Below are 19,020 nucleotides of genomic sequence, written 5' to 3' on the forward strand. Positions count from 1 at the left end.
AGTTTTGGACTTGACCGCCCGCTTCTTCATCGTGCCCGCGCTCATGCTGTTCGGCCTCGCGGGCTGTGCCATCAAGCCCGCCACCACTGCGGCCGGGCCGGGTAGCGCGGCGCTCATGCCGGTGGCTTTCACGGCGTTGCCGGGTTGGGGGCCTGCCACGGCGGCGGCCGGTCTGCCCGGTTTTGTCCGGTCGTGCCGCGCCATCGCGGTGATGCCGGAAGACCAGAGCCTGGGCGGCGACGGCGTGGCCGGATCGCTCGGCGGCAAGGCCGGGCTGTGGCGCGGCGTGTGTGCCGCCGCGCGCGCGGTGCCGCCCGACGATGCCGGGGCGGCGCAGAAATTTTTCCAGACCTATTTCGTGCCGTATCAGGCGGGCGGCAGTGCGCGGATCAGCGGCTATTATGAGCCGGTCTATGCCGGGTCGGAGGTGAAGCTGCCGGGTTACGATGTGCCGCTCTATGCCAAGCCGCGCGATCTGGTCGCCGCCAACCTTGCCGGATTCCACGACAGCACCGGCAAGCAGCGCATCGTCGGCCGGCTGCGCTACGGCAAGCTGGTGCCCTATTACAGCCGGGCACGGATCGAGACGGGTGCGATCAGCCATCAGGCGCATGTCGTGGCCTGGCTGCGCGACCCGGTGGATGCCTACATGGCCGAGGTGCAGGGGGCGGCACGGCTGCGCCTGCCGGATGGCACGCTGATCGATCTGGGATTCGACGGCACCAACGGGCGCGCCTACACACCGATCGGCAAACTGATGGTCAAGCAGGGTGATCTCGCGGCGAATGATGTGTCGATCCAGTCGATCAGCGCGTGGCTGCGCGCCCATCCGGCTGAGGCGCAGGGCGTGATGAACGCGAACCGCAACTACGTGTTCTTCAAGCGCCTCGATGACGTGCCGGACGGCCTGGGTGCGCCCGGCGCGCTCGGCGTGCCGCTGACGCCGGAAGGCTCGATCGCGGTCGATCAGAAGGCGATTCCGCTTGGCACGCCGGTGTTCGTCGCGACCAAGACGCTCGACCGGCTGACCACGGCGCAGGATATCGACGTCGGTGCCAAGGGTGCCGCCGCCGCTCAGATTTTTTTCGGCATCGGCCGCAACGCCGCACAAATGGCTGGCAGCACGGATGAGGCGGGCAGCCTGTTCGTGCTGCTGCCGCGCCCGACTCAGCAATCCAGTCCCACCACCGCGCCCGCGACAGGAGCGACCTCGTGACCCAACCCTCTTCGGCCCGCCCGCGCGTGGCGCTGTTCGTGACCTGCCTCGCGGATATGTATCGACCCAGTGTCGGGTTTGCCGCGATCAAGCTGCTCGAAGCCGCCGGCTGCACGGTGGAAGTGCCGCGCGCCCAGACCTGCTGCGGCCAGCCCGCCTATAATTCCGGCGATCGTGCGACCGCGCGGGCACTGGCGGAAGGGCTGCTCACCGCCTTCGCGGGATATGATTACGTCGTGGTACCCTCGGGCTCATGCGCCGGCATGCTGCGCAAGCACATGCCCGAATTGTTCGATCAGGACCCTGACCTGCGCAGCCGCGCCGAGGCGCTGGCCGCGAAAACCTGGGAGCTGACCGGGTTTCTGGTCGATGTCATGGGGTTCGCCGGGATCGAGTCCAGCCTGAATGTGCGCGCCACCTATCACGACAGCTGCGCCGGGCTGCGGGAACTCGGCGTCAAGACCCAGCCGCGCGCCCTGCTGGGCAAGGTGGCCGGGCTCGAACTGGTCGAGATGAGCGAACCGGAAATCTGCTGCGGGTTCGGCGGCACGTTCTGCGTCAAATACCCCGACATTTCGGCGCGCATGACCGGCGACAAGACGACCGACATTGCCGCGACCGGGGCGGATCTGGTGCTCGCGGGCGATCTCGGTTGCCTGCTCAACATGGCCGGCAAGCTCTCGCGCGAGGGCAAGCCGATCGCGGTGCGCCATGTCGCCGAGGTGCTGGCCGGCATGACCGGTGACGTGGCACCGATCGGCGCCGTGGCACCCGGCGGGGGGCGCGGTTGAGCGAGGTCGCGATCGAACCGTCCAAACCGGTCGAACAACTCAAATTCGCAGCGGTGATCGGTGCGCTGGGTATCGTGTATGGCGATATCGGCACCTCGCCGCTGTACGCGCTGCAGGCGTGCTTGGGCTACGTCAGCAAGGGCGGCCTGAAGCCCGATGACGTGCTGGGGCTGCTCAGTCTCATCTTCTGGGCGCTGATCATCACCGTCACGCTCAAATACGTCACCTTCGTGATGCGCGCCGACAACAACGGCGAAGGCGGCATTCTTGCGCTGATGGCGCTGGCCCAGCGCGTCGCCCGGACCGATCGGGTGCGCTACGGGCTGATGGTGGTCGGTATCGTCGGGGCCGGGCTGTTTCTGGGCGATGGTGTGATCACGCCGGCGATTTCGGTGCTTTCGGCCGTCGAGGGGCTGAGCGTCGCCTCGCCCGATTTCAGCCGCTTCGTGCTGCCGATTTCGGTTGCCATCATCATCGGCCTGTTCCTGGTGCAGCGCCGGGGCACCGGCGCGGTCGGCAAGCTGTTCGGCCCGATCATGGTGGTCTGGTTCGTCGCGATCGCGGGATGCGGCCTGTATCGCATCATCATCAACCCGCATGTGCTGGTCGCACTGATCCCGGTCCAGGGCATACGGTTCATTGTCCGCCATGATGTTCTGGCCTTCGTGGCATTGGGCGCCGTCGTTCTGGCGGTGACCGGCGCCGAAGCGCTGTATGCGGACATGAGCCATTTCGGCCGCCGGCCGATCCGCACCACCTGGCGCTTCTTCGTCCTGCCGGCGCTGGTGCTGAATTACTTCGGCCAAGGCGCCCTGGTGATCGCGGACCCCAAGGCTGCCGACAACCCGTTCTATCTGCTCGTGCCGCATGCGGTTCTGATCCCGATGGTCGTGCTCGCCACAATCGCCACCGTGATCGCGAGCCAGGCGGTGATTTCCGGCGCGTTCACCCTGGGCAGCCAGTGCGTGCAGCTCGGCCTGCTGCCGCGCATGGAAATCCGCCACACCTCGGTCACCACCGAAGGCCAGATTTATGTGCCGCAGATGAACGCGGCCCTTGCGGTCGGCGTGCTGATTCTGGTGCTCGGTTTTCGTTCGTCCAACGCGCTCGCCTCGGCCTATGGTATCGCGGTGACCGGCACGTTCCTGTGCACCAATATTCTCTCCGCATTGGTGTTCCACCGGCATTTCAACTGGCCGCTGTGGAAGACCGGGCTGGTCTGGGGGTCGTTCTTTGCGGTTGATGCCGCGTTTTTCGGCGCGAATATCCTCAAGATTTTCGAGGGTGGCTGGGTGCCGCTGGTGATCGGGCTGAGCATCGTCACATTGATGACCACCTGGCGGCGCGGCCGCAGCCTGCTGTTCGCCCGCTGGCAGCAGGACAGCCTGCCGCTCGCCTCGTTCCTCGGGCGGCTGCCGCAATCGCGCATCGTCCGCGTGCCGGGCATTGCGGTGTTCCTGACCGGCAATCCGGAATACACGCCGGCCTCGCTGCTGCATAACCTCAAGCACAACAAGGTGCTGCACGAGACGGTGTTTTTTGTCACCGTCCGCAACCTCGATGTTCCGGCCGCGAGCGGTGCGGACCGGGTGCATTGCGAGGAGCTTGCCCCCGGCATCTATCGCGTCGGCATCGGCTACGGCTTCATGGATGTGCCGAACCTGCCACGCTCGCTCGATCTGCTGCGCGAGCAGGGCCTGCCGTTCAACCCGATGCAGACCAGCTATTTCCTCGGCCGTGAAACCGTGGTGCCGGCAACCGTGCCGAAACTGGGCTTCGTGCGCCGCGCCATATTTCTGTTCATGCTGCGCAATGCGATCTCGGCCACCGAATTTTTCCAGATCCCGTCCGACCGGGTCGTGGAACTCGGCGTGCGCGTCGCCATTTAATAATCATGTCAGGTTCGATCCAGCGTGAAATCGCCGCCGACGGCACCGAACTGCACCTGGTGCCGATTGCGCCCGCGCGCCTGCCGCGCGTCGCCAAGCGCGACCTCGAACAGGCGTGGGATGCCGCGCATGATGCAGCGCGCGAAGGCTACGATGGCCCGACGCGCGGCTTTCGCTTCGCCGGTGGCCCGGATGTGGTGCTGCGCGACCGCGATGCCCGGGCCTGGGCGTCATCGGTCGATCGCATCGCCGATCTGTCCACGCCGCACGGTGTTTCGGTCTGCCTGCGCCTGCTCGGCCTGGTCGCGCTGATCGGCGATGCCGCCTGGCTCGCCCCGTTCATCCAGATCAGGCGCGGCGGTGCCGCAATCGACGGCGCGCTGCTCCAGGCCGCCGCGCTGACCCGCTTGACCGATACCGGCGGTCTCGATGAAAACGAACTCCGCGCCATGCTGATCACGCGCCCTGCCGAGGACAATGCCCCATGCTCCGCCTGACCCTGATGCTCTCGGTAATCGCGCTGCCGCTCGCGTCCTGCAGCTTTGGCGCGCCGCCGCCGCAATCCGCCGCCGACAAGGCGGACCTCGCGGCCTGCACGCAACAGGCAAAGCAGATCGATACCGCGCGGCACTATGCCTATCTCTCGCGCACCGACCAGTTTGCCACACCCTTCATCGGCTCGCCCGATCCTGCCTATCTCAGCGATAAGCTCGCCGAAAAACACGATCAGATCGACCGGATCAACAATTGCGTCAGCAATGCCAACCAGGCCTACGCCGGCACCGGCGGCAAATTGCCGGCGCCGGTCATCGTCGGGCCCGCGCAATAGGGCGCAGGGCCGCGGGCGATGAGCCTCGTCGGCTATAAGCGCGTCAATAAATTCAACCCCGACGTTCTGTTCCACCCCGCGACCATTCTGGTCTCCGGCGCCGCACATCCGCTGGGGGCGCGGCTGCTGGCCGAGCTGACGCCCGACTATAGCGGCCGCATCGTTACCCGGCTCGACGATGCAGCGTTGATCGACCTCGCGCTGATCGCCGACCCGGCCGATGAAGTGCCCGCGGTCATCGCCAGCCTGTCCGGCCGCCTCGCCGGCGCCGCCATCGTGTACGCCGAGGTCGAGGGGCTGCGCGCCATGGCGCTCGCCGCCAAAATCCGGGTGATCGGGCCGCGCTCGTTCGGCCTTGCGGTTCCCGGCGCCGGGTTGAACGCGCTGCTGACGCATTTGCCGGTGCCGCCCGGCCGCGTCGCCCTGCTCGGTCAATCGCCGGCCCTGGCGCGCGCCGTGATCGACTGGGCGGAACCCAACGGCATCGGTTTTTCGCATATCGTGGGCATCGGCGGCAACGCGGATATCGGCTTCGGCCGCGTGCTCGATCATCTGGCCCGCGACCCCGGTACCGGCCCGATCCTGCTAGAAATCGCCGGCCTGCGCGATCCACGGCTGTTCCTGTCGGCCGCCCGCGCCGCATCGCGCCTGCGCCCGATCGTCGCCCTCGCGCCGGGTGCGCGCCTCGCGGACCCGAGCTTCACCGCCTTCGCCGGGTTCGAGGCCGCGCTGGCGCGCGCCGGCGTGCTGCTGACCACCACGCTCGGCGCCTTCCTGGCCGCCGCCGAAACCCTCACGCGTGCCCGGCCCGCCCGCAACGACCGGCTCGCGATCCTCGGCAACAGCCGCGGTGCCTGCCGCCTCGCCGCCGATGCCGCGCTGGCCTCCGGCATCGGGCTTGCCCAGCTATCGCTGGAAACCCGCCGCGTGCTCGGCTTGATGCTCGGCGCCGAACCGCCGGCCGATGCGCCGATCGCGCTGCCGGACGCGCCGGGGACCAGGCTGGCCGATCTCGCCGCCATGCTCGCCGCCGCACCGGAAGTCGGCGGCGTCCTGGTCATCCACGCGCCTGCCGGACCGGACGACGATGCCGCCATCGCCGGGCTGATCGCCTGCGCCGCCAGCATCAAGGCGCCGCTGCTCGTCACCGTGCTCGGCCAGACCACCGGTGGCGCGCGCCGCCGTCGCCTCGCGGGGCACGGCGTTGCGGTATTTGCCACGCCCGAAGAGGCGGTCGGCGGGTTCCGCGACCTGCTGCGCCACCGCGACATCCGCGCCGCCGCCCGCGAATTGCCGCCCTCCGCCGTGCTCGATGTCGCGCCGGACCGCGCGACCGTTCAAGCCGCCATCGCCCAGGCCCGCGCCGATGGCCGCGCGATGCTGACCCAGGAGGACGCCTTCGGGGTGCTGCGCGCCTACGGCATCGATATCGTGGCCTGGCGCCTCGCCGATACACCGGACGATGTCGCCCAGGCCGCCACCGAAATCGGCTTTCCGGTCGTCGTCAAACTCTCCCACCCCGATCTCGCCCGGCAACGCCCGCTCGGCAGCGTAGCGCTCGACCTGCCGGACGCGCCATCCGCCGCCGCTGCCGCCCAGGTGATCGCCGCGCGCCTGCACCAGCGCGGCGAATTGCCGCCCGATGCCCGCTTCATGGTGCAACACCAGATCGACCGCGCCCGCCCCCTGCGCATCACGGTCGGCGAACATCTGTTCGTCGGCCCGACCATCGGCTTGGGTGTCGGCGGTGGCGAAGGCACGGCATCGCCCGCGGTCGATCTGCCGCCGCTCAACCTCGCGCTGGCACAGGCGTTGATCGAGCGCGCCGGCGGGACCGATCTGCTCCGCCTCGCGCGCGGGCTCGATGAAGCCGATCGCGCCGCCGTCGCCGGCACGCTGGTGCGGATCAGCCAGTTGATCATCGATTGGCCGGAGTTCAGCGCCATCGAGATCGATCCGCTGTTCGCGAGCGAGCACGGTATCGCGGCGGCCAACGCGCGCCTGACCCTCCGTGCGCCGGGCGAACGCCGCCCGCACCTCGCCATTGCCCCCTATCCCGCCGAACTCGCGCAAGCGATCGAGGTCCGCGGCCAGCACTTCACCATCCGCCCGATCCGCCCGGAAGACGCTGCCGCCCACCAGCGCCTGTTCAGCCGCCTGAACCCGGAAGACGTCCGCTTCCGCTTCTTCTCGGCGGTCCGCGCCCTGACCGCCGAACAGATCGTGCGGATGACCGAAGTCGACTACGGGCGCGAAATGGCGCTCATCGCGGTCGATCAGGCGAGCGGCGAAACCCGAGGCGTCGCCCGCCTGGTGCGCTCGGATACCGATGGCAACGAAGGCGAATTCGCCGTGCTGGTCGAAACCGGAGCCAAAGGCCTCGGCCTCGGCTCGGCCCTGATGCGCCACCTCATCGCCTGGGCCCGCACCGAAGGCGTGCAAGATATCGTCGGCCAAATCCTCGCCGATAATCACCCGATGCTCGGCTTCATCCGCCACCTCGGCTTCACCCTGCACCACACCCAAGGCGAAGACGACGTCGTCGAAGCACGGCTGAAGTTGGGGTAGGTGAGTGGAGGAAGAAGGCCAGGGGCTCTGCCCCTGGACCCCGTTAAAGGCGGAGCCTTTAAAATCCATTAGTTTTAGGCAAGGGGAGGGCGCTGCCTCGGTGGTTCCGTCGATCTGGCCTGTGTCGCCCTCCCCTTGCCTAAAACTAGCGGGTTCTAAGGGCTCAGCCCTTAGTGGGGGTCGAGGGGGCAAAGCCCCCCGTCTTCTTCCTCCAGGCACGCACCCCAGCGTCAGACGTGATCAGGGTTGCGTTCGGTTGGGCTTGCTCTGTTTGCGGGGGTCGCGTTGATGGGGTGTCATGGGCGAGGTCAGTGAGATCGGGGTGAAGCCAGTGCGTTTACCGTCGCCGGTTCTGGTGCTGGTGTTCATGACGGTGTTGTGGGGTGGCACGTTTCTGGTCACGCGCACGTCGCTGCATTTCATTGGTCCGTTTGCGTTTGTCGGCTGGCGGTTTGGTATGGCGGCGGTGGTGGTTGCGTTGGTGGTTCGGCCGCATCCGGCCAGTTTCCAGCGGCGTGAGCTGGTGGGCGGCATTGCGGTCGGGGTTGTGCTGTATTTTGGCTATGGCTTGCAGGCGGCCGGGCTGAAGACGGTGGCGAGCGGCGAGTCGGCGTTTCTGACGGCGCTGTATGTGCCGATGGTGCCGGTGCTCGAGTTTATGTTGTTCCGCCGCCGGCCGTCGGGGGTGGCGCTGGTTGGTGTGATCATGGCGTTTGCCGGGCTGGTGCTGGTATCGGGCATTACGCCGGGCCGGCTTGATCTGGGTACGGGCCAATGGCTGACGGTGATTGCGGCGTTATCGGCGGCGCTCGAGATCGTGCTGATCAGCCGCAGTTCGAAGCGAACCGATCCGCGGCGTCTGGCGCTGGTGCAGTTGGTGACGGTGAGTGTGCTCGCGCTGGGGACGGAGTGGGTGCGTGGCGGACCGATGATCAGCCTGGCGTGGTTTCCGGTGCTGGCGGTGCTGGGGATGGGGTTGATCACCGCGTTCATCATGGTGGCGCAGAACTGGGCGCAGCGCAGCGTGCCGGCGAATCGGGCGACGTTGATCTACGCGTTGGAGCCGGTGTGGGCCGGGTTGATCGGGGCGGCGTTCGGTGAGATTTTCGGTGTGGGGCAGGTTGTTGGCGGTGCGATGATCATCGGCAGCGTGGTGTTGAGCCAGTGGCGCGCTGCGCGGTGAAACCGGCCGCATGGCCGTGACGTGCCGACGCGTTACCGCGTCGGCACCGGCGGATTGCTCGCGTAATCGTAAAATCCGCGCCCGGTTTTCCGGCCCAGCCAGCCGGCGGCGACGTAGTTTACCAGCAGCGGGCAGGGGCGGTATTTGTCTTCGCCGAGGCCTTCGTGCAGCACGCGCATCACGTCGAGCACGATGTCGAGCCCGACGAAATCGGCCAGGGTGAGCGGGCCCATCGGGTGTGATGCGCCGAGCTTCATGCCGTTGTCGATCGAGGTGATCGTGCCGATGCCTTCGTGCAGCGCGAAGATCGCTTCGTTGATCATCGGCACCAGGATGCGGTTGACGATGAAGCCGGAGAAATCGGCGGCGACGATGGTGGTCTTGCCCATCCGTTTCGCCAGGTCTTCGACGGCGGCGAGGGTTGCGGGCGCGGTCGCGATTCCGCTGATGATCTCGACGAGTTTCATCATCGGCACCGGGTTGAAGAAATGCATCCCGACGAACCGCTCGGCGATGCCGCTCGCCGTGCCCAACCGCGTGATCGAGATCGACGAGGTGTTGGACGCCAGAATGGCGTGGGGTGCCAGATGCGGGATGATCTGCGCGTAGACCGCGCGCTTGATATCCTCGCGTTCCGGCACCGCCTCGATCACGATGTCGCAGGTGGCGAAGGCATCGTGCGTGGTCGAGCGGGCGACGCGCGCTAACGCGGCATCGCGCGCGGCGGCATCGATCGTGTTTTTTTCGACCTGCCGTGCCATGTTTTTCTCCATGGTGGCAAGGCTTTTGTCGAGCACGGCCTGGGCGGTATCGACTAACACGATCTCAAAACCGGACAGGGCGGCGACATGCGCGATGCCGTTGCCCATGGCCCCGGCGCCGAGTACGCCGACCCGCTGTATCGCGCCGGGCGTGGTCATGTCAGCCGAGTTCCTTTTCAAGCTCGGGCAATATGGTGAACAGATCGCCCACCAGGCCGTAATCGGCCACCTGGAAAATCGGCGCGTCCTCATCCTTGTTGATCGCGACGATTACCTTGGAATCCTTCATGCCGGCCAGATGCTGGATGGCGCCCGAAATACCGACCGCCATATAGAGATCCGGTGCGACGATCTTGCCGGTCTGGCCGACCTGGTAATCGTTCGGCACGAACCCGGCATCGACCGCCGCGCGCGATGCGCCGACGGCGGCGTGCAGCCTGTCGGCCACCGGGTCGAGCAGCTTGGTGAAATTATCGCCGTTCTGCATGCCGCGGCCGCCCGAGATCACGATTTTCGCCGCCGTCAGTTCGGGGCGTTCGCTTTTCGATAACTCGGCGCTGATGAATTTCGATGTGGTGTTGGCCATGCCAGCGTCGATCGTCTCGATCGCGCCGGTGCCGCCGGTTGCCGCCACCGGGTCGAAGCTCGCGGCGCGCACGGTGATCAGTTTTTTGGCATCCGATGATTTCACCGTCGCCATCGCATTGCCGGCATAGATCGGGCGGACGAAGGTGTCGGCATCGATCACTTCGGCGATGTCGCTGATCGGCTGCACATCGAGCAGGGCGGCCGCGCGCGGCATCACGTTCTTGCCGATCGCGGTGGAGGCGGCGAGAATATGGCTGTAATCGCCGGCGAGTTTGACGATCAGATCGGCCAGCGGTTCGGCCAGCGCATGGGCATAGGCCGGCCCATCGGCGACCAGCACTTTCGCAACCCCTGCGATCGCAGCGGCGGCCTTGGCCGCTTCGCCAACGCCTTCACCGGCGATCAATGCGTGCACGGTGCCGAGCTTCAGCGCCGCCGCCACGGCACTGCGCGCGGGCTGCTTGATGCCGTGCTCGTCATGATCGAGCAGAACCAGAACATTTGCCATGGTCAGATCACCTTCGCTTCGTTGCGGAGTTTTTCGACGAGTTCATGCACCGAGCCCACTTTGATGCCGGCCTGGCGCTTGGGCGGTTCCATCACGGTCACGGTGGTCAGGCGCGGTGCGGGATCGACGCCGAGGTCTGCCGGCTTGATCGTCTCGATCGGTTTTTTACGCGCCTTCATGATATTGGGCAGCGAGGCATAGCGCGGTTCGTTGAGCCGCAGATCGCTGGTGACCACCGCCGGCAGGGTGAGTGAAATCGTCTCGAGCCCGCCGTCGATCTCGCGGATCACGGTGGCATGATCGCCATCGATCGTCAGCTTGCTGGCAAACGTGCCCTGCGGCCAGCCGAGCAGCGCCGCCAGCATCTGGCCGGTCGCGTTCATGTCGTCATCGATCGCCTGCTTGCCCATGATGACCATGCGCGGCTGTTCGCGCTCGACCAGCGCTTTCAGCAGCTTGGCGACCGCGAGGGGTTGCAGTTCGGCGTCGGTCTCGACCAGAATGCCGCGATCGGCCCCCATGGCGAGTGCTGTGCGCAGCGTTTCCTGGCAGGCGGCAACCCCCATCGACACCGCGATAATTTCGGTGGCGATGCCTTTTTCGCGCAGCCGCACCGCTTCCTCGACCGCGATTTCATCGAACGGGTTCATCGACATTTTGACCCCGGCGAGTTCGACGCCGGAATGGTCGGATTTGACCCGGACCTTGACGTTGTAATCGACGACGCGCTTGACCGGAACAAGAAGCTTCATGGTTTCACCATTCGGAGCGGTTGCATTGAAGTGTTGAGCGGACTGACGAAACGACGGGGGATGGATGATCTATTGACGATCGCCCCGCAAGTCAATGTATAGGGATGTTTGCTGCCGCATACGTTATGGCTTGGCGGTCGCCGGCGCGTTGAACACGCCGAAAATTTCGCGCAGAAACCCCGGTGTGAGCGCCGCGAGCGGATTGACCACGATATTCGGGTTGGCAAACGGCCCGACCACGCTGTAGCGCGCCGCGAACAGCCCGCTGCCCTTTTCCGGGCTGAACAATTTGCCGATCAGCGGAATCCGCCCCGGCAACGTGTTCAGCGCATAGGCGGGCACGATGGTGCCGGACAGATTATAGCGTTTCTGCCGCACATCGATCGTGCCGGTCGCGGTAAAGCCGAGCGAGGCGGAATAGGCGCGCCCGCTGCCCAGCCGCACGATCGGGCCGGTGATGCTGAACGGCGCGGTCAACCGCGTGATCGCAAGCCCAGGGCCGGAGGTTGCGGCCGGCACGCCATAAAGCGACATTCCCTGCAACACTTTTGCGATCACCGGTGCGTGGCGCAGCCGGAAGTCGGTGATCACCGCCTGGCCCGCGGTCGTGGCACCGCGCGTCACGGCGTTCAGCACCAATTTGCCCTGAGCGATATCGCCGGTGGTGCCGATTGCCGCAAACAGCGCCCCGGCATTACCCGCTGTGAGCCTTACCGTGTCAGCGCCGGCCTGCCGGCCGAATTCCAGCCGCGCGTCGTGATCGGGGTCGGTCCGCACCACGGCGTTCATCGTCGCCAGCGCGCCGGCGTTGCCGGTCGCGTCGATATGCACGCCGCCCAGCGCGGGGGCCGGGGCCTGGTGCAGACGGATGCGGTCGAACGCGGCGCGCAATCGCCAGGGCAGGGCAGGGGGCGCGGGCGGATTCGATGCCGGCGCACTGGCGGCGGCCGGATGTGACGGATTCGCGGCGTTCAGCGCGGCGGACAAATCAAGCGTCGGCCCGGCCAGGGCCAGCACCCAGGGCGCGCCCGCGCGGTCGGGCGGGGTCAGCTTGCCGGTCGCACTGGTGCCGCCCAGCCGTGCCGTGCTGATCACCAGGGCGCCGCCCCTGGTTTCGCCGCGCAACGCCAGCCCGGCCGCGCCGATATCCACGGATTGTACGGCGCGCGGCCGGCCGTTGCGCAGCACCAGCCCCAGCATCGCGTGCCCCGCGGCACCTTCCGGTTTGCGCCAACCCGCCACCGGCAGCGCCAGCGCAACCGGCGTGAGATCGGCGGTGAGGTCGAGCGTGCCGCGCCCCTTCGCATCGCGATAGGCGATCGCGAGCGGCGCCGCCCCGCCCTGCCACAGCCCGGTGCTAGCGCCCAGTTTCGCGAGCAAGGGGCGCCCGACGGTGGTATCGGCCTTCAGGGTGAAATCGCCGTTCGGCAGCGCCATCGCCGCATGAAACCGCGCCCGCTCGCCGGCCAGCATCCCATCGCCCTGCATCGAGAATCGGTCGAGCGCGGCGTTCAGCACCATCTGCCCCTGATCGAGCGCGAGCCCCGCCACTGGCAAAGGCAGATGCAGCCGGTCGAGCTTGACGCGTGCCGCCAGTTTCACATCCGCCAGCGTCACGCGTTTGGTCAGCCGTATCCCAGCGTCGATCCCGGCGCTCAGCGTGCCGGTGGCGCCCGCCAGGGCGATGCCGCGCGCCGCCAATTTCAGCGGCGGCGCATCGAGCAGCGGCACCGCCGTGGCCGCATTGCCGCTCAGTTGCGCCAGCACCAGCGACGTCTGATCATGATGGCTCAGCGACGAAATGATCATCCGGCCGACCAGATCGAGCCCGCCCAGCCGCCCGGAAGTCGCCTGGATCATCAGGATATCCTGATCGATGAACCGCAGCGTGCCGGCGAGCCCGGTCATCGGCACCGCGTGCTTGAACCATTTCAGCGTGACGCCGGTCGCCGCAAACCCGCCGCTGAAGTGATCGAGCCGCACGATCCGGTCAGGCGGTGCGAGCGTGAACCGCGCATCGAACACGCCGTCGCGCGCTGTCCCGGCCACGACATGATTGACCACGTATTTCCGCGGCCCGCGCGCCAGCGCCAACGGCCAGTCGCCCGGCAGTTCGGCCGCCGTCACATGGTCCACCCTTGCTTTAATCTCGCCGGACATCGTGCCGGTCAACCCGACCGTGCCGCTCAGCCGCGCGGTCGGCCCCGGCGCATGACCGATGCCGGCCAGCGTGAGCCGCGCGTGTTCCAGCGTCGCGGTCTGCGGCGTCGCGGCGAGCGCCGCCGTGATGGCGGATACCGCGATCACGCTGCCGCCCGCGCGCACATGGCCGGGGCCTGCCTGCAGCGCCACATCGAGCCGTGCCGGCGCGCGCGGGCCGATCGGCCAGCGCACCGTCAGCGTGACCGGCAGATCCGCCCGCGCCAATTCCGCCTGCTGCGGCGCGATCATCGCCGGATCGACCGGCCCGAGCACCGCCTTCACCGTGCCCAGCCCCGCCGCACCGGTAATGCCGATCACGATCGGCGCCGTGCTGGCGCCATGCCGCAATACGGCCCGCGCAGCACCGTGAAGCCGACCTGCGGCGCTGCGCGTCAAATCGAGTCGTGCGTCGTCCGCAGCGAGCACCAGCCCGTCCGCCGGGTCATCGAGCGAAACATGCGCATGCGTGATGCTGATCCGCCGCAGCGCCGCGAGGTCGAGCCCCCCGGCCCGCGGCATCTGCGCGAAGCTGCCGAGCAGCCGGCCCAGCCAAGCGGCCGCATCCGCGAACCCGGTCTGGCCCGATGGCTGTGGTTGTGCCGTCTCGGCGCTGCCCGGACTGCTGTTTGGCCGCACCACCACCGCGGTCCGGCGCGCGATGATCTCGATCGGCGCAATCCGCCCGCGCAGCAGCAAAATCGGCGACAGCGTGATCCGCAACCGCGACAGGCGTGCCGCGATCGCGCCATGCCGCCCGAAAATCGCAATGTCGGACAGGCGCAGATCGATCGGCGCGCCGCCCCGGTTGAACCCCTCCCAGGCCAGCCCGGCCTGCCCGATCGTGACGATGCTGCCCGGCATCGCCGCCGTCGCCGCCGCCGCAATCCGGCTCGCCAGCGCCGGCAGTTCGACCGGCCCGCGTCCCAGCCGCCAGGCCGCCGCACCGATCAGCAGCATCACCACCAGCGCCAGCGTGCCGATCAGCCGCAGCGCATGATGGCTGACCTGCCCCGCGACCGCGCCGCCTTGACGAAACCATCGCCTCATCGAACACTGGACCGGGCATGCAACGACCCCGCGCCTCCTTGACCGGCCTGCCGCCGCCAGCCGATGCCGCCGCGGCGGCGCGGCTGATCGAGGATTTCACCGCACTCGGCCGCACCGAGGCACGATTCGCCGCCTCCCGCGCCGGGCTCGCGGCCTTGCAGGCGCTCGGCGGCAACGCGCCCTATCTTGCCGGTCTCGCCCTGCGCGAGCCGGATATTCTGATCGGTACGACCCAACAATCCGCCGCCGCGATGCTCACAACCGTCATGGCCACGCTGCGCGCCACACCGCCGGACGCGCCGAGGCCGCACATCGCGCGCGCCCTGCGCGCCGCGAAACGCCGCGCCGCCCTCGCGATCGCCCTGGCCGATCTCGCCGGGCAATGGCGCGTCGAGGCGGTGACCCTGGCCTTGTCCGATCTGGCCGATCAGAGCATCGCCGTCGCCCTGCGCCATCTGCTGCGCGGCCTGCACGAGCGCGGCACGATCATCCTGCCCGATCCGGCGCAGCCCGAGGCCGGCAGCCACTTCGCCGTCCTCGGCATGGGCAAGCTCGGCGCGCGTGAGTTGAATTATTCCAGCGATATCGACCTCGTGCTCCTGTTCGACCCGTCATGTCGGGTTTACCGGGATGACGCGCAATCCGCCATGGCGCGTCTCGCGCGCGATTTCGTGCCCCTGCTCGCCGAGCGCGATGCCGATGGCATGGTGTTCCGGGTCGATCTGCGCCTGCGCCCGGATCCTGCCGCGACGCCCCCGGTCATCAGCCTCGCCGCCGCGCTCACCTATTACGAAAGCCACGGCCGCACCTGGGAACGCGCCGCCTTTTCCAAGGCACGCCCGGTCGCCGGCGACATCGGCTTCGGCGCGGCCTTTCTCGAGCAGATCCGCCCGTTCATCTGGCGCCGCAATCTCGATTTCGCCGCGATCAGCGAAATCCACGACATGAAACGCCGGATCGACCGGCGCTATCACGACATGCCGGGTCATTTGCTCGGCCGCGACGTCAAACTCGGGCGCGGCGGCATTCGTGAAATCGAATTCATCGTCCAGACGCTCGAACTGGTCTGGGGCGGCCACGAACCCGCCCTGCGCATCCCGGCAACCCTGCCCGGCCTGCGCGCGCTCGCCGCCGCGCAACACCTGCCGCGCCCCGTGGTCCGCCAGTTGAGCGCGGCCTACCGGCGGCTGCGCAGCATCGAGCATCGCCTGCAGATGATCGACGATCGCCAGACCCACCGCCTGCCCGAAACCGATGCGGGCTTCACGGCCTTCGCGATCTTCATGGGCGAGCCGGACGCCGCCCGCTTCGCCGCCCGGCTCGATGCGCTGTTCGAGCAGGTCCACGGCCATTTCGCCGCGTTTTTCGATACCGATGCCGGTGCCGGTGTGGAGCTCGACCCCGGCGAAACCGGTGCCGCACCCATGGCTTTCCGCGATCACGCCGCCACGCTCGGCTTCAAGGACACGGCGCATCTGGTCGAGCGCCTGCGCGCCTGGCGCAGCGGCACGCTGCCCGCCCTGCGCGCCGCCCGCGCCCGCGCGCTGCTCGATGCGCTGCTGCCCGCGCTGTTCGCCGCCCTGGCCCGCCAACCCGACCCCGATCTCGCGTTCCGCCGGTTCGATCAGATGCTGGAACGCCAGCGCGCCGGCATCGCCCTGCTCTCGCTGTTCCAGCACAATCCGGCCCTGCTCGGCCGCCTCGCAACCGTGCTCGGCGCCGCCGCACCGCTGGCCGATCACCTCGCCGCCCATCCCGGCGCGCTCGATGCGCTGCTCGCCCCGGTCGCCCGCTTCACCAAACCCGCCCCGGTCCTGCGCCGCCTGCTGCGCGAGGCCGATGATCTCGAACTCACGGTCAATGCGCTGCGCCGCTTCGTCCGGCGCGAGGAGTTTCATTTGGCGGTCGCCACCCTCGAACGCCGGATCGATGTCGATCAGGCCGGCGCCTGGCGGTCCGATCTGGCGCGCGCCGCCATGGTCGCGCTGCTGCCGCGCGTGATGGCCGATTTCGCCCGGCGCTACGGCGCGCTGCGCGGCGGCCGCTTCGCCATCGTCGCCCTCGGCCGCGCCGGTGCCGGCGAGATGCAGCCGGGCTCGGACCTCGACCTGATGCTGATCTACGATCATCCGCCCGCCGGGCCGCAGACCACCCGGCTGCCGGCCAGCCAGTATTTCAGCCGCCTCGCCCAGGCGCTGGTCGGCGCGATCACCGCCCCCGGCGCGGAGGGGCCGATCTACCCGGTCGACATGCGGCTGCGCCCCTCCGGCAACAAAGGCCCGGTCGCGGTCTCGCTCGCCGCCTTCCGCCACTACCACGCGGAGACCGCCTGGACCTGGGAACGCCTGGCCCTGACGCGCGCCCGCGTGATCGCCGCGACCCGCGGCTTCGCACCCGTGGTCGAAGCCGCGATCCGCACATCGCTGTGCCGTGCGGTCGATCCCGCCACCATCCGGGCCGACACCATCGCGATGCGCGCCCGCCTTGCGGCCGATGCGCCACCCTCCGGCCCGTTCGACCTGAAACACCGGGCGGGCGGCATGATGGAACTCGGCTTCATCGTCGAGGCACTCCAACTCATCCACGGCCGAACCATCCCCGCGCTGTTCCAGCCCGGCACCGCCGCGGCGCTGGCCGCCCTCGCCGAAGCCGGCATCATGACGGCGACCGAGGCCGATGCCCTGACCGAAGCCGACCATTGGTTCCGCGCCGTGCAGGCCATGCGCCGCATCACCGGTCTGGCCGCGCCGACGCAGGATGCCGCCCCGGCATCGCTGGCCCCCATCCTCGCCGCCGCCGGTGCGCTTGATTTTACCGCGCTGATCGCCAGGATGGAGGAACAGGCCGCGGTGGTGCGGCGCGCCTTCATCCACCACCTCGGCGACCCCGATCACGTTACACCCGATCACGTCACACCCGCTCACGTCACAATCAACAGCAGCGAACCCGCAGGAGATACGACCCGATGGAACTGACCGCAGGCAGCCACGCCCCCGCGTTCTCGATGCCGGCCACCGCCGGCCGCACCGTCTCGCTCGAAGGCTTCAAGGGCAAGCCCTTCGTGCTCTATTTCTACCCCAAGGCCGATACGCCCGGCTGCACCAAGGAAGCCTGCGCCTTTCAGGAGGCCTTGCCCCAACTCGGCCACATCGGCATCGAAGTGGTTGGCGTCTCGAAGGATAAAATGCCCGCGCTCGAAAAATTCGCCGCCAAATACAACCTCACCTTCCCGCTCGCCTCGGATGAAGCCGGCACGGTGGTCGAGGCGTTCGGCGCCTGGGTCGAGAAATCGATGTACGGCAAGAAATACATGGGCATCGACCGTTCGACCTTCCTGATCGACAAAACCGGCACCATCGCCCAGGTCTGGCGCAACGTGAAAGTGCCCGGCCACGCCAAGGCCGTGATGGACGCGGTCGCGGCACTGGCATGAGTGCGACCAGCCTGCTCCGCGCGCCCCGGGCCACCACCCGCGAGGCCGGCCTCGCGCTGGCCGCCGCCGGGCTGTTCGCGCTCGGCATGGCCTATTTCGCCGAATTCGTCCTGCACATGATCCCGTGCCCGCTCTGCTACATCGAGCGCTGGCCCTACCGGATCATCGTCGGGCTCGGTCTGATCGCCGCCTTCGCGCCGCCGAAATTCGCCCGCATCCTGCTCGGCCTCGCGGTCCTGACCATGCTGGGCGATGTCGCCATCGCTTTCGTGCATGTCGGTGCCGAGCAGCATTGGTGGAAAAGCCCGCTCCCGGAATGCAATATCGCCCCGCCCGGCTTCGGTGCCATGCCGCTGCGCCCATCGGCCTCGTGCGATGACCCGGTCTATCTGATCCAAGGCCTGCCGATCAGCTTCGCCACGATGGATTTGATCTACGCCCTGGCTGTTGCTGCGGCCGTTGCTGCCTATTTGAGAGCAAGTCGTTGGAGAGCATGATGAACGAACAAGCCGAAACCACCCGCCTGCCGGGCGACCCCACCGAGCGCGCCGCGCTCGCACGGATGATCCGCGTCGATCACGCCGGTGAATACGGCGCCAAACAAATCTACGCCGGCCAGATCGCCGTGCTCGGCCGCTCCCGCCACGGCGACACGCTGCGCCACATGCAGCAGCAGGAGCAGCATCATCTCGACACGTTTTCGCGACTGATCATCGAACGCCGGGTCCGCCCCACCGCGCTGCTGCCGTTCTGGCGCGTCGCCGGCTTCGCGCTCGGCGCCGTCACCGCCGCAATGGGTTCGCGCGCCGCAATGGCCTGCACCGTCGCGGTCGAGGAGACCATCGATGCGCATTACGCCGCCCAGACCGCCGAACTCGGCGAGGACGAAGGCGTCCTGCGCGCCCTGATCGAGGAGTTCCGCGCCGAAGAACTCGAACACCGCGACATCGGCCTCGCGAACGAGGCGGAGCAGGCGCCGTTCTACAAGCTGCTGTCCGCCGTAATCCGGACCGGGTGCAAGGTGGCGATTGCGGCGAGTGAGCGGGTTTGAAGGACAGGAGAGTCTTCTTTTTTGTGAACAAAAAAGAAGCAAAAAAAACTTTGTTAATCTGGGCCCGTGCCGTTTCAAACGCCCATGCCCTGGAGTCAAAAAGTTTTTTGCTTCTTTTTTCCAAAAAAGAAGCGCTTGCTTTCTGATGTCCACCTTCGACCCCACAACCGGTTTTGATTGGCAGAACCAAGCTTTATCCCTA

Annotated in this window: 16 protein-coding genes; 12 read left to right on the top strand and 4 right to left on the bottom strand. The window is 67.8% G+C overall.

Going from position 1 to position 19,020, the window contains the following annotated elements; all coding sequences use genetic code 11:
• The first annotated feature begins 4 nt into the window (after nucleotides 1–4).
• The 7 genes from mltA to BW994_RS05500 all read left to right on the top strand — a co-directional run bounded on the left by mltA (nucleotide 5) and on the right by BW994_RS05500 (nucleotide 8,476).
• Nucleotides 5–1,216, top strand: a complete 1,212-nt coding sequence (gene mltA / locus BW994_RS05470) for a murein transglycosylase A (protein ID WP_245594071.1) — start codon at nucleotides 5–7, stop codon at nucleotides 1,214–1,216.
• Nucleotides 1,213–2,007 carry a (Fe-S)-binding protein gene (locus BW994_RS05475; protein WP_029311149.1) on the top strand — a complete coding sequence of 265 codons (795 nt, stop codon included), beginning with the start codon at nucleotides 1,213–1,215 and terminating at the stop codon, nucleotides 2,005–2,007. Before mltA ends, BW994_RS05475 begins: the two co-directional genes overlap by 4 nt.
• Complete coding sequence (locus tag BW994_RS05480) at nucleotides 2,004–3,896, top strand: potassium transporter Kup (protein ID WP_029311150.1); 1,893 nt, start codon at nucleotides 2,004–2,006, stop codon at nucleotides 3,894–3,896. The genes BW994_RS05475 and BW994_RS05480 overlap by 4 nt, the downstream gene beginning before the upstream one ends.
• Nucleotides 3,897–3,901: 5 nt before the next feature.
• Nucleotides 3,902–4,393 carry a hypothetical protein gene (locus BW994_RS05485; protein WP_029311151.1) on the top strand — a complete coding sequence of 164 codons (492 nt, stop codon included), beginning with the start codon at nucleotides 3,902–3,904 and terminating at the stop codon, nucleotides 4,391–4,393.
• Nucleotides 4,381–4,725 (top strand): hypothetical protein, encoded by a 345-nt coding sequence (locus BW994_RS05490; RefSeq protein ID WP_029311152.1) that lies wholly within the window; start codon nucleotides 4,381–4,383, stop codon nucleotides 4,723–4,725. The genes BW994_RS05485 and BW994_RS05490 overlap by 13 nt, the downstream gene beginning before the upstream one ends.
• Nucleotides 4,726–4,743: 18 nt before the next feature.
• On the top strand, nucleotides 4,744–7,293 hold the full coding sequence (locus BW994_RS05495; protein ID WP_029311153.1) for a bifunctional acetate--CoA ligase family protein/GNAT family N-acetyltransferase: 2,550 nt from the start codon (nucleotides 4,744–4,746) through the stop codon (nucleotides 7,291–7,293).
• A 298-nt stretch (nucleotides 7,294–7,591) separates the two neighbouring features.
• Nucleotides 7,592–8,476, top strand: a complete 885-nt coding sequence (locus tag BW994_RS05500) for a DMT family transporter (RefSeq protein ID WP_029311154.1) — start codon at nucleotides 7,592–7,594, stop codon at nucleotides 8,474–8,476.
• A 32-nt stretch (nucleotides 8,477–8,508) separates the two neighbouring features.
• On the opposite strand, the gene BW994_RS05505 is transcribed toward BW994_RS05500, so the two are convergent.
• The 4 genes from BW994_RS05505 to BW994_RS05520 form a co-directional block, all read right to left on the bottom strand.
• Nucleotides 8,509–9,396 carry a 3-hydroxybutyryl-CoA dehydrogenase gene (locus BW994_RS05505; RefSeq protein ID WP_029311155.1) on the bottom strand — a complete coding sequence of 296 codons (888 nt, stop codon included), beginning with the start codon at nucleotides 9,394–9,396 and terminating at the stop codon, nucleotides 8,509–8,511.
• A gap of 1 nt (nucleotide 9,397) precedes the next feature.
• Complete coding sequence (locus BW994_RS05510) at nucleotides 9,398–10,333, bottom strand: FAD-binding protein (RefSeq protein WP_029311156.1); 936 nt, start codon at nucleotides 10,331–10,333, stop codon at nucleotides 9,398–9,400.
• Nucleotides 10,334–10,335: 2 nt separating this feature from the next.
• The gene (locus BW994_RS05515; protein ID WP_029311157.1) at nucleotides 10,336–11,085 is read right to left on the bottom strand and encodes an electron transfer flavoprotein subunit beta/FixA family protein; all 750 of its coding nucleotides are present in this window, start codon (nucleotides 11,083–11,085) and stop codon (nucleotides 10,336–10,338) included.
• A 123-nt stretch (nucleotides 11,086–11,208) separates the two neighbouring features.
• Nucleotides 11,209–14,334 carry an AsmA-like C-terminal region-containing protein gene (locus tag BW994_RS05520; RefSeq protein WP_029311158.1) on the bottom strand — a complete coding sequence of 1,042 codons (3,126 nt, stop codon included), beginning with the start codon at nucleotides 14,332–14,334 and terminating at the stop codon, nucleotides 11,209–11,211.
• Nucleotides 14,335–14,351: 17 nt separating this feature from the next.
• Between BW994_RS05520 and BW994_RS05525 the strand changes: the two genes are divergently transcribed.
• Genes BW994_RS05525 through BW994_RS20365 form a run of 5 tightly spaced genes read left to right on the top strand, consistent with a single transcriptional unit; the run spans nucleotide 14,352 to nucleotide 18,964 of the window.
• The gene (locus tag BW994_RS05525; protein WP_081849025.1) at nucleotides 14,352–17,309 is read left to right on the top strand and encodes a bifunctional [glutamine synthetase] adenylyltransferase/[glutamine synthetase]-adenylyl-L-tyrosine phosphorylase; all 2,958 of its coding nucleotides are present in this window, start codon (nucleotides 14,352–14,354) and stop codon (nucleotides 17,307–17,309) included.
• A complete protein-coding gene (gene bcp, locus BW994_RS05530) occupies nucleotides 17,300–17,767 on the top strand; it encodes a thioredoxin-dependent thiol peroxidase (RefSeq protein WP_029311160.1) in 468 nt (155 codons plus the stop codon). The genes BW994_RS05525 and bcp overlap by 10 nt, the downstream gene beginning before the upstream one ends.
• Complete coding sequence (locus BW994_RS05535) at nucleotides 17,764–18,264, top strand: disulfide bond formation protein B (RefSeq protein WP_051657222.1); 501 nt, start codon at nucleotides 17,764–17,766, stop codon at nucleotides 18,262–18,264. The genes bcp and BW994_RS05535 overlap by 4 nt, the downstream gene beginning before the upstream one ends.
• Entirely contained in the window at nucleotides 18,264–18,818 is a 555-nt protein-coding gene (locus BW994_RS05540) for a demethoxyubiquinone hydroxylase family protein (protein ID WP_139334004.1), read from the top strand. Before BW994_RS05535 ends, BW994_RS05540 begins: the two co-directional genes overlap by 1 nt.
• Nucleotides 18,819–18,841: 23 nt before the next feature.
• Nucleotides 18,842–18,964, top strand: coding sequence for a hypothetical protein (locus BW994_RS20365; RefSeq protein WP_281174432.1), 123 nt, complete (start codon nucleotides 18,842–18,844; stop codon nucleotides 18,962–18,964).
• The last annotated feature ends 56 nt before the right edge of the window (nucleotides 18,965–19,020 follow it).

It is taken from the genome of Acidiphilium rubrum (assembly GCF_900156265.1).
Lineage (GTDB): Bacteria > Pseudomonadota > Alphaproteobacteria > Acetobacterales > Acetobacteraceae > Acidiphilium > Acidiphilium rubrum.

What these genes read in the sequence shown, in the direction of transcription:
- BW994_RS05525 (WP_081849025.1), top strand. Translation starts at nt 14,352, where the DNA reads ATGCAACGACCCCGCGCCTCCTTGACCGGCCTGCCGCCGCCAGCCGAT.
- BW994_RS05500 (WP_029311154.1), top strand. Translation starts at nt 7,592, where the DNA reads ATGGGCGAGGTCAGTGAGATCGGGGTGAAGCCAGTGCGTTTACCGTCG.
- BW994_RS05485 (WP_029311151.1), top strand. Translation starts at nt 3,902, where the DNA reads ATGTCAGGTTCGATCCAGCGTGAAATCGCCGCCGACGGCACCGAACTG.
- BW994_RS05505 (WP_029311155.1), bottom strand. Translation starts at nt 9,396, where the DNA reads ATGACCACGCCCGGCGCGATACAGCGGGTCGGCGTACTCGGCGCCGGG.
- BW994_RS05515 (WP_029311157.1), bottom strand. Translation starts at nt 11,085, where the DNA reads ATGAAGCTTCTTGTTCCGGTCAAGCGCGTCGTCGATTACAACGTCAAG.
- BW994_RS05520 (WP_029311158.1), bottom strand. Translation starts at nt 14,334, where the DNA reads ATGAGGCGATGGTTTCGTCAAGGCGGCGCGGTCGCGGGGCAGGTCAGC.
- BW994_RS05510 (WP_029311156.1), bottom strand. Translation starts at nt 10,333, where the DNA reads ATGGCAAATGTTCTGGTTCTGCTCGATCATGACGAGCACGGCATCAAG.
- BW994_RS05535 (WP_051657222.1), top strand. Translation starts at nt 17,764, where the DNA reads ATGAGTGCGACCAGCCTGCTCCGCGCGCCCCGGGCCACCACCCGCGAG.
- BW994_RS05495 (WP_029311153.1), top strand. Translation starts at nt 4,744, where the DNA reads ATGAGCCTCGTCGGCTATAAGCGCGTCAATAAATTCAACCCCGACGTT.
- bcp (WP_029311160.1), top strand. Translation starts at nt 17,300, where the DNA reads ATGGAACTGACCGCAGGCAGCCACGCCCCCGCGTTCTCGATGCCGGCC.
- BW994_RS05490 (WP_029311152.1), top strand. Translation starts at nt 4,381, where the DNA reads ATGCTCCGCCTGACCCTGATGCTCTCGGTAATCGCGCTGCCGCTCGCG.
- BW994_RS05540 (WP_139334004.1), top strand. Translation starts at nt 18,264, where the DNA reads ATGAACGAACAAGCCGAAACCACCCGCCTGCCGGGCGACCCCACCGAG.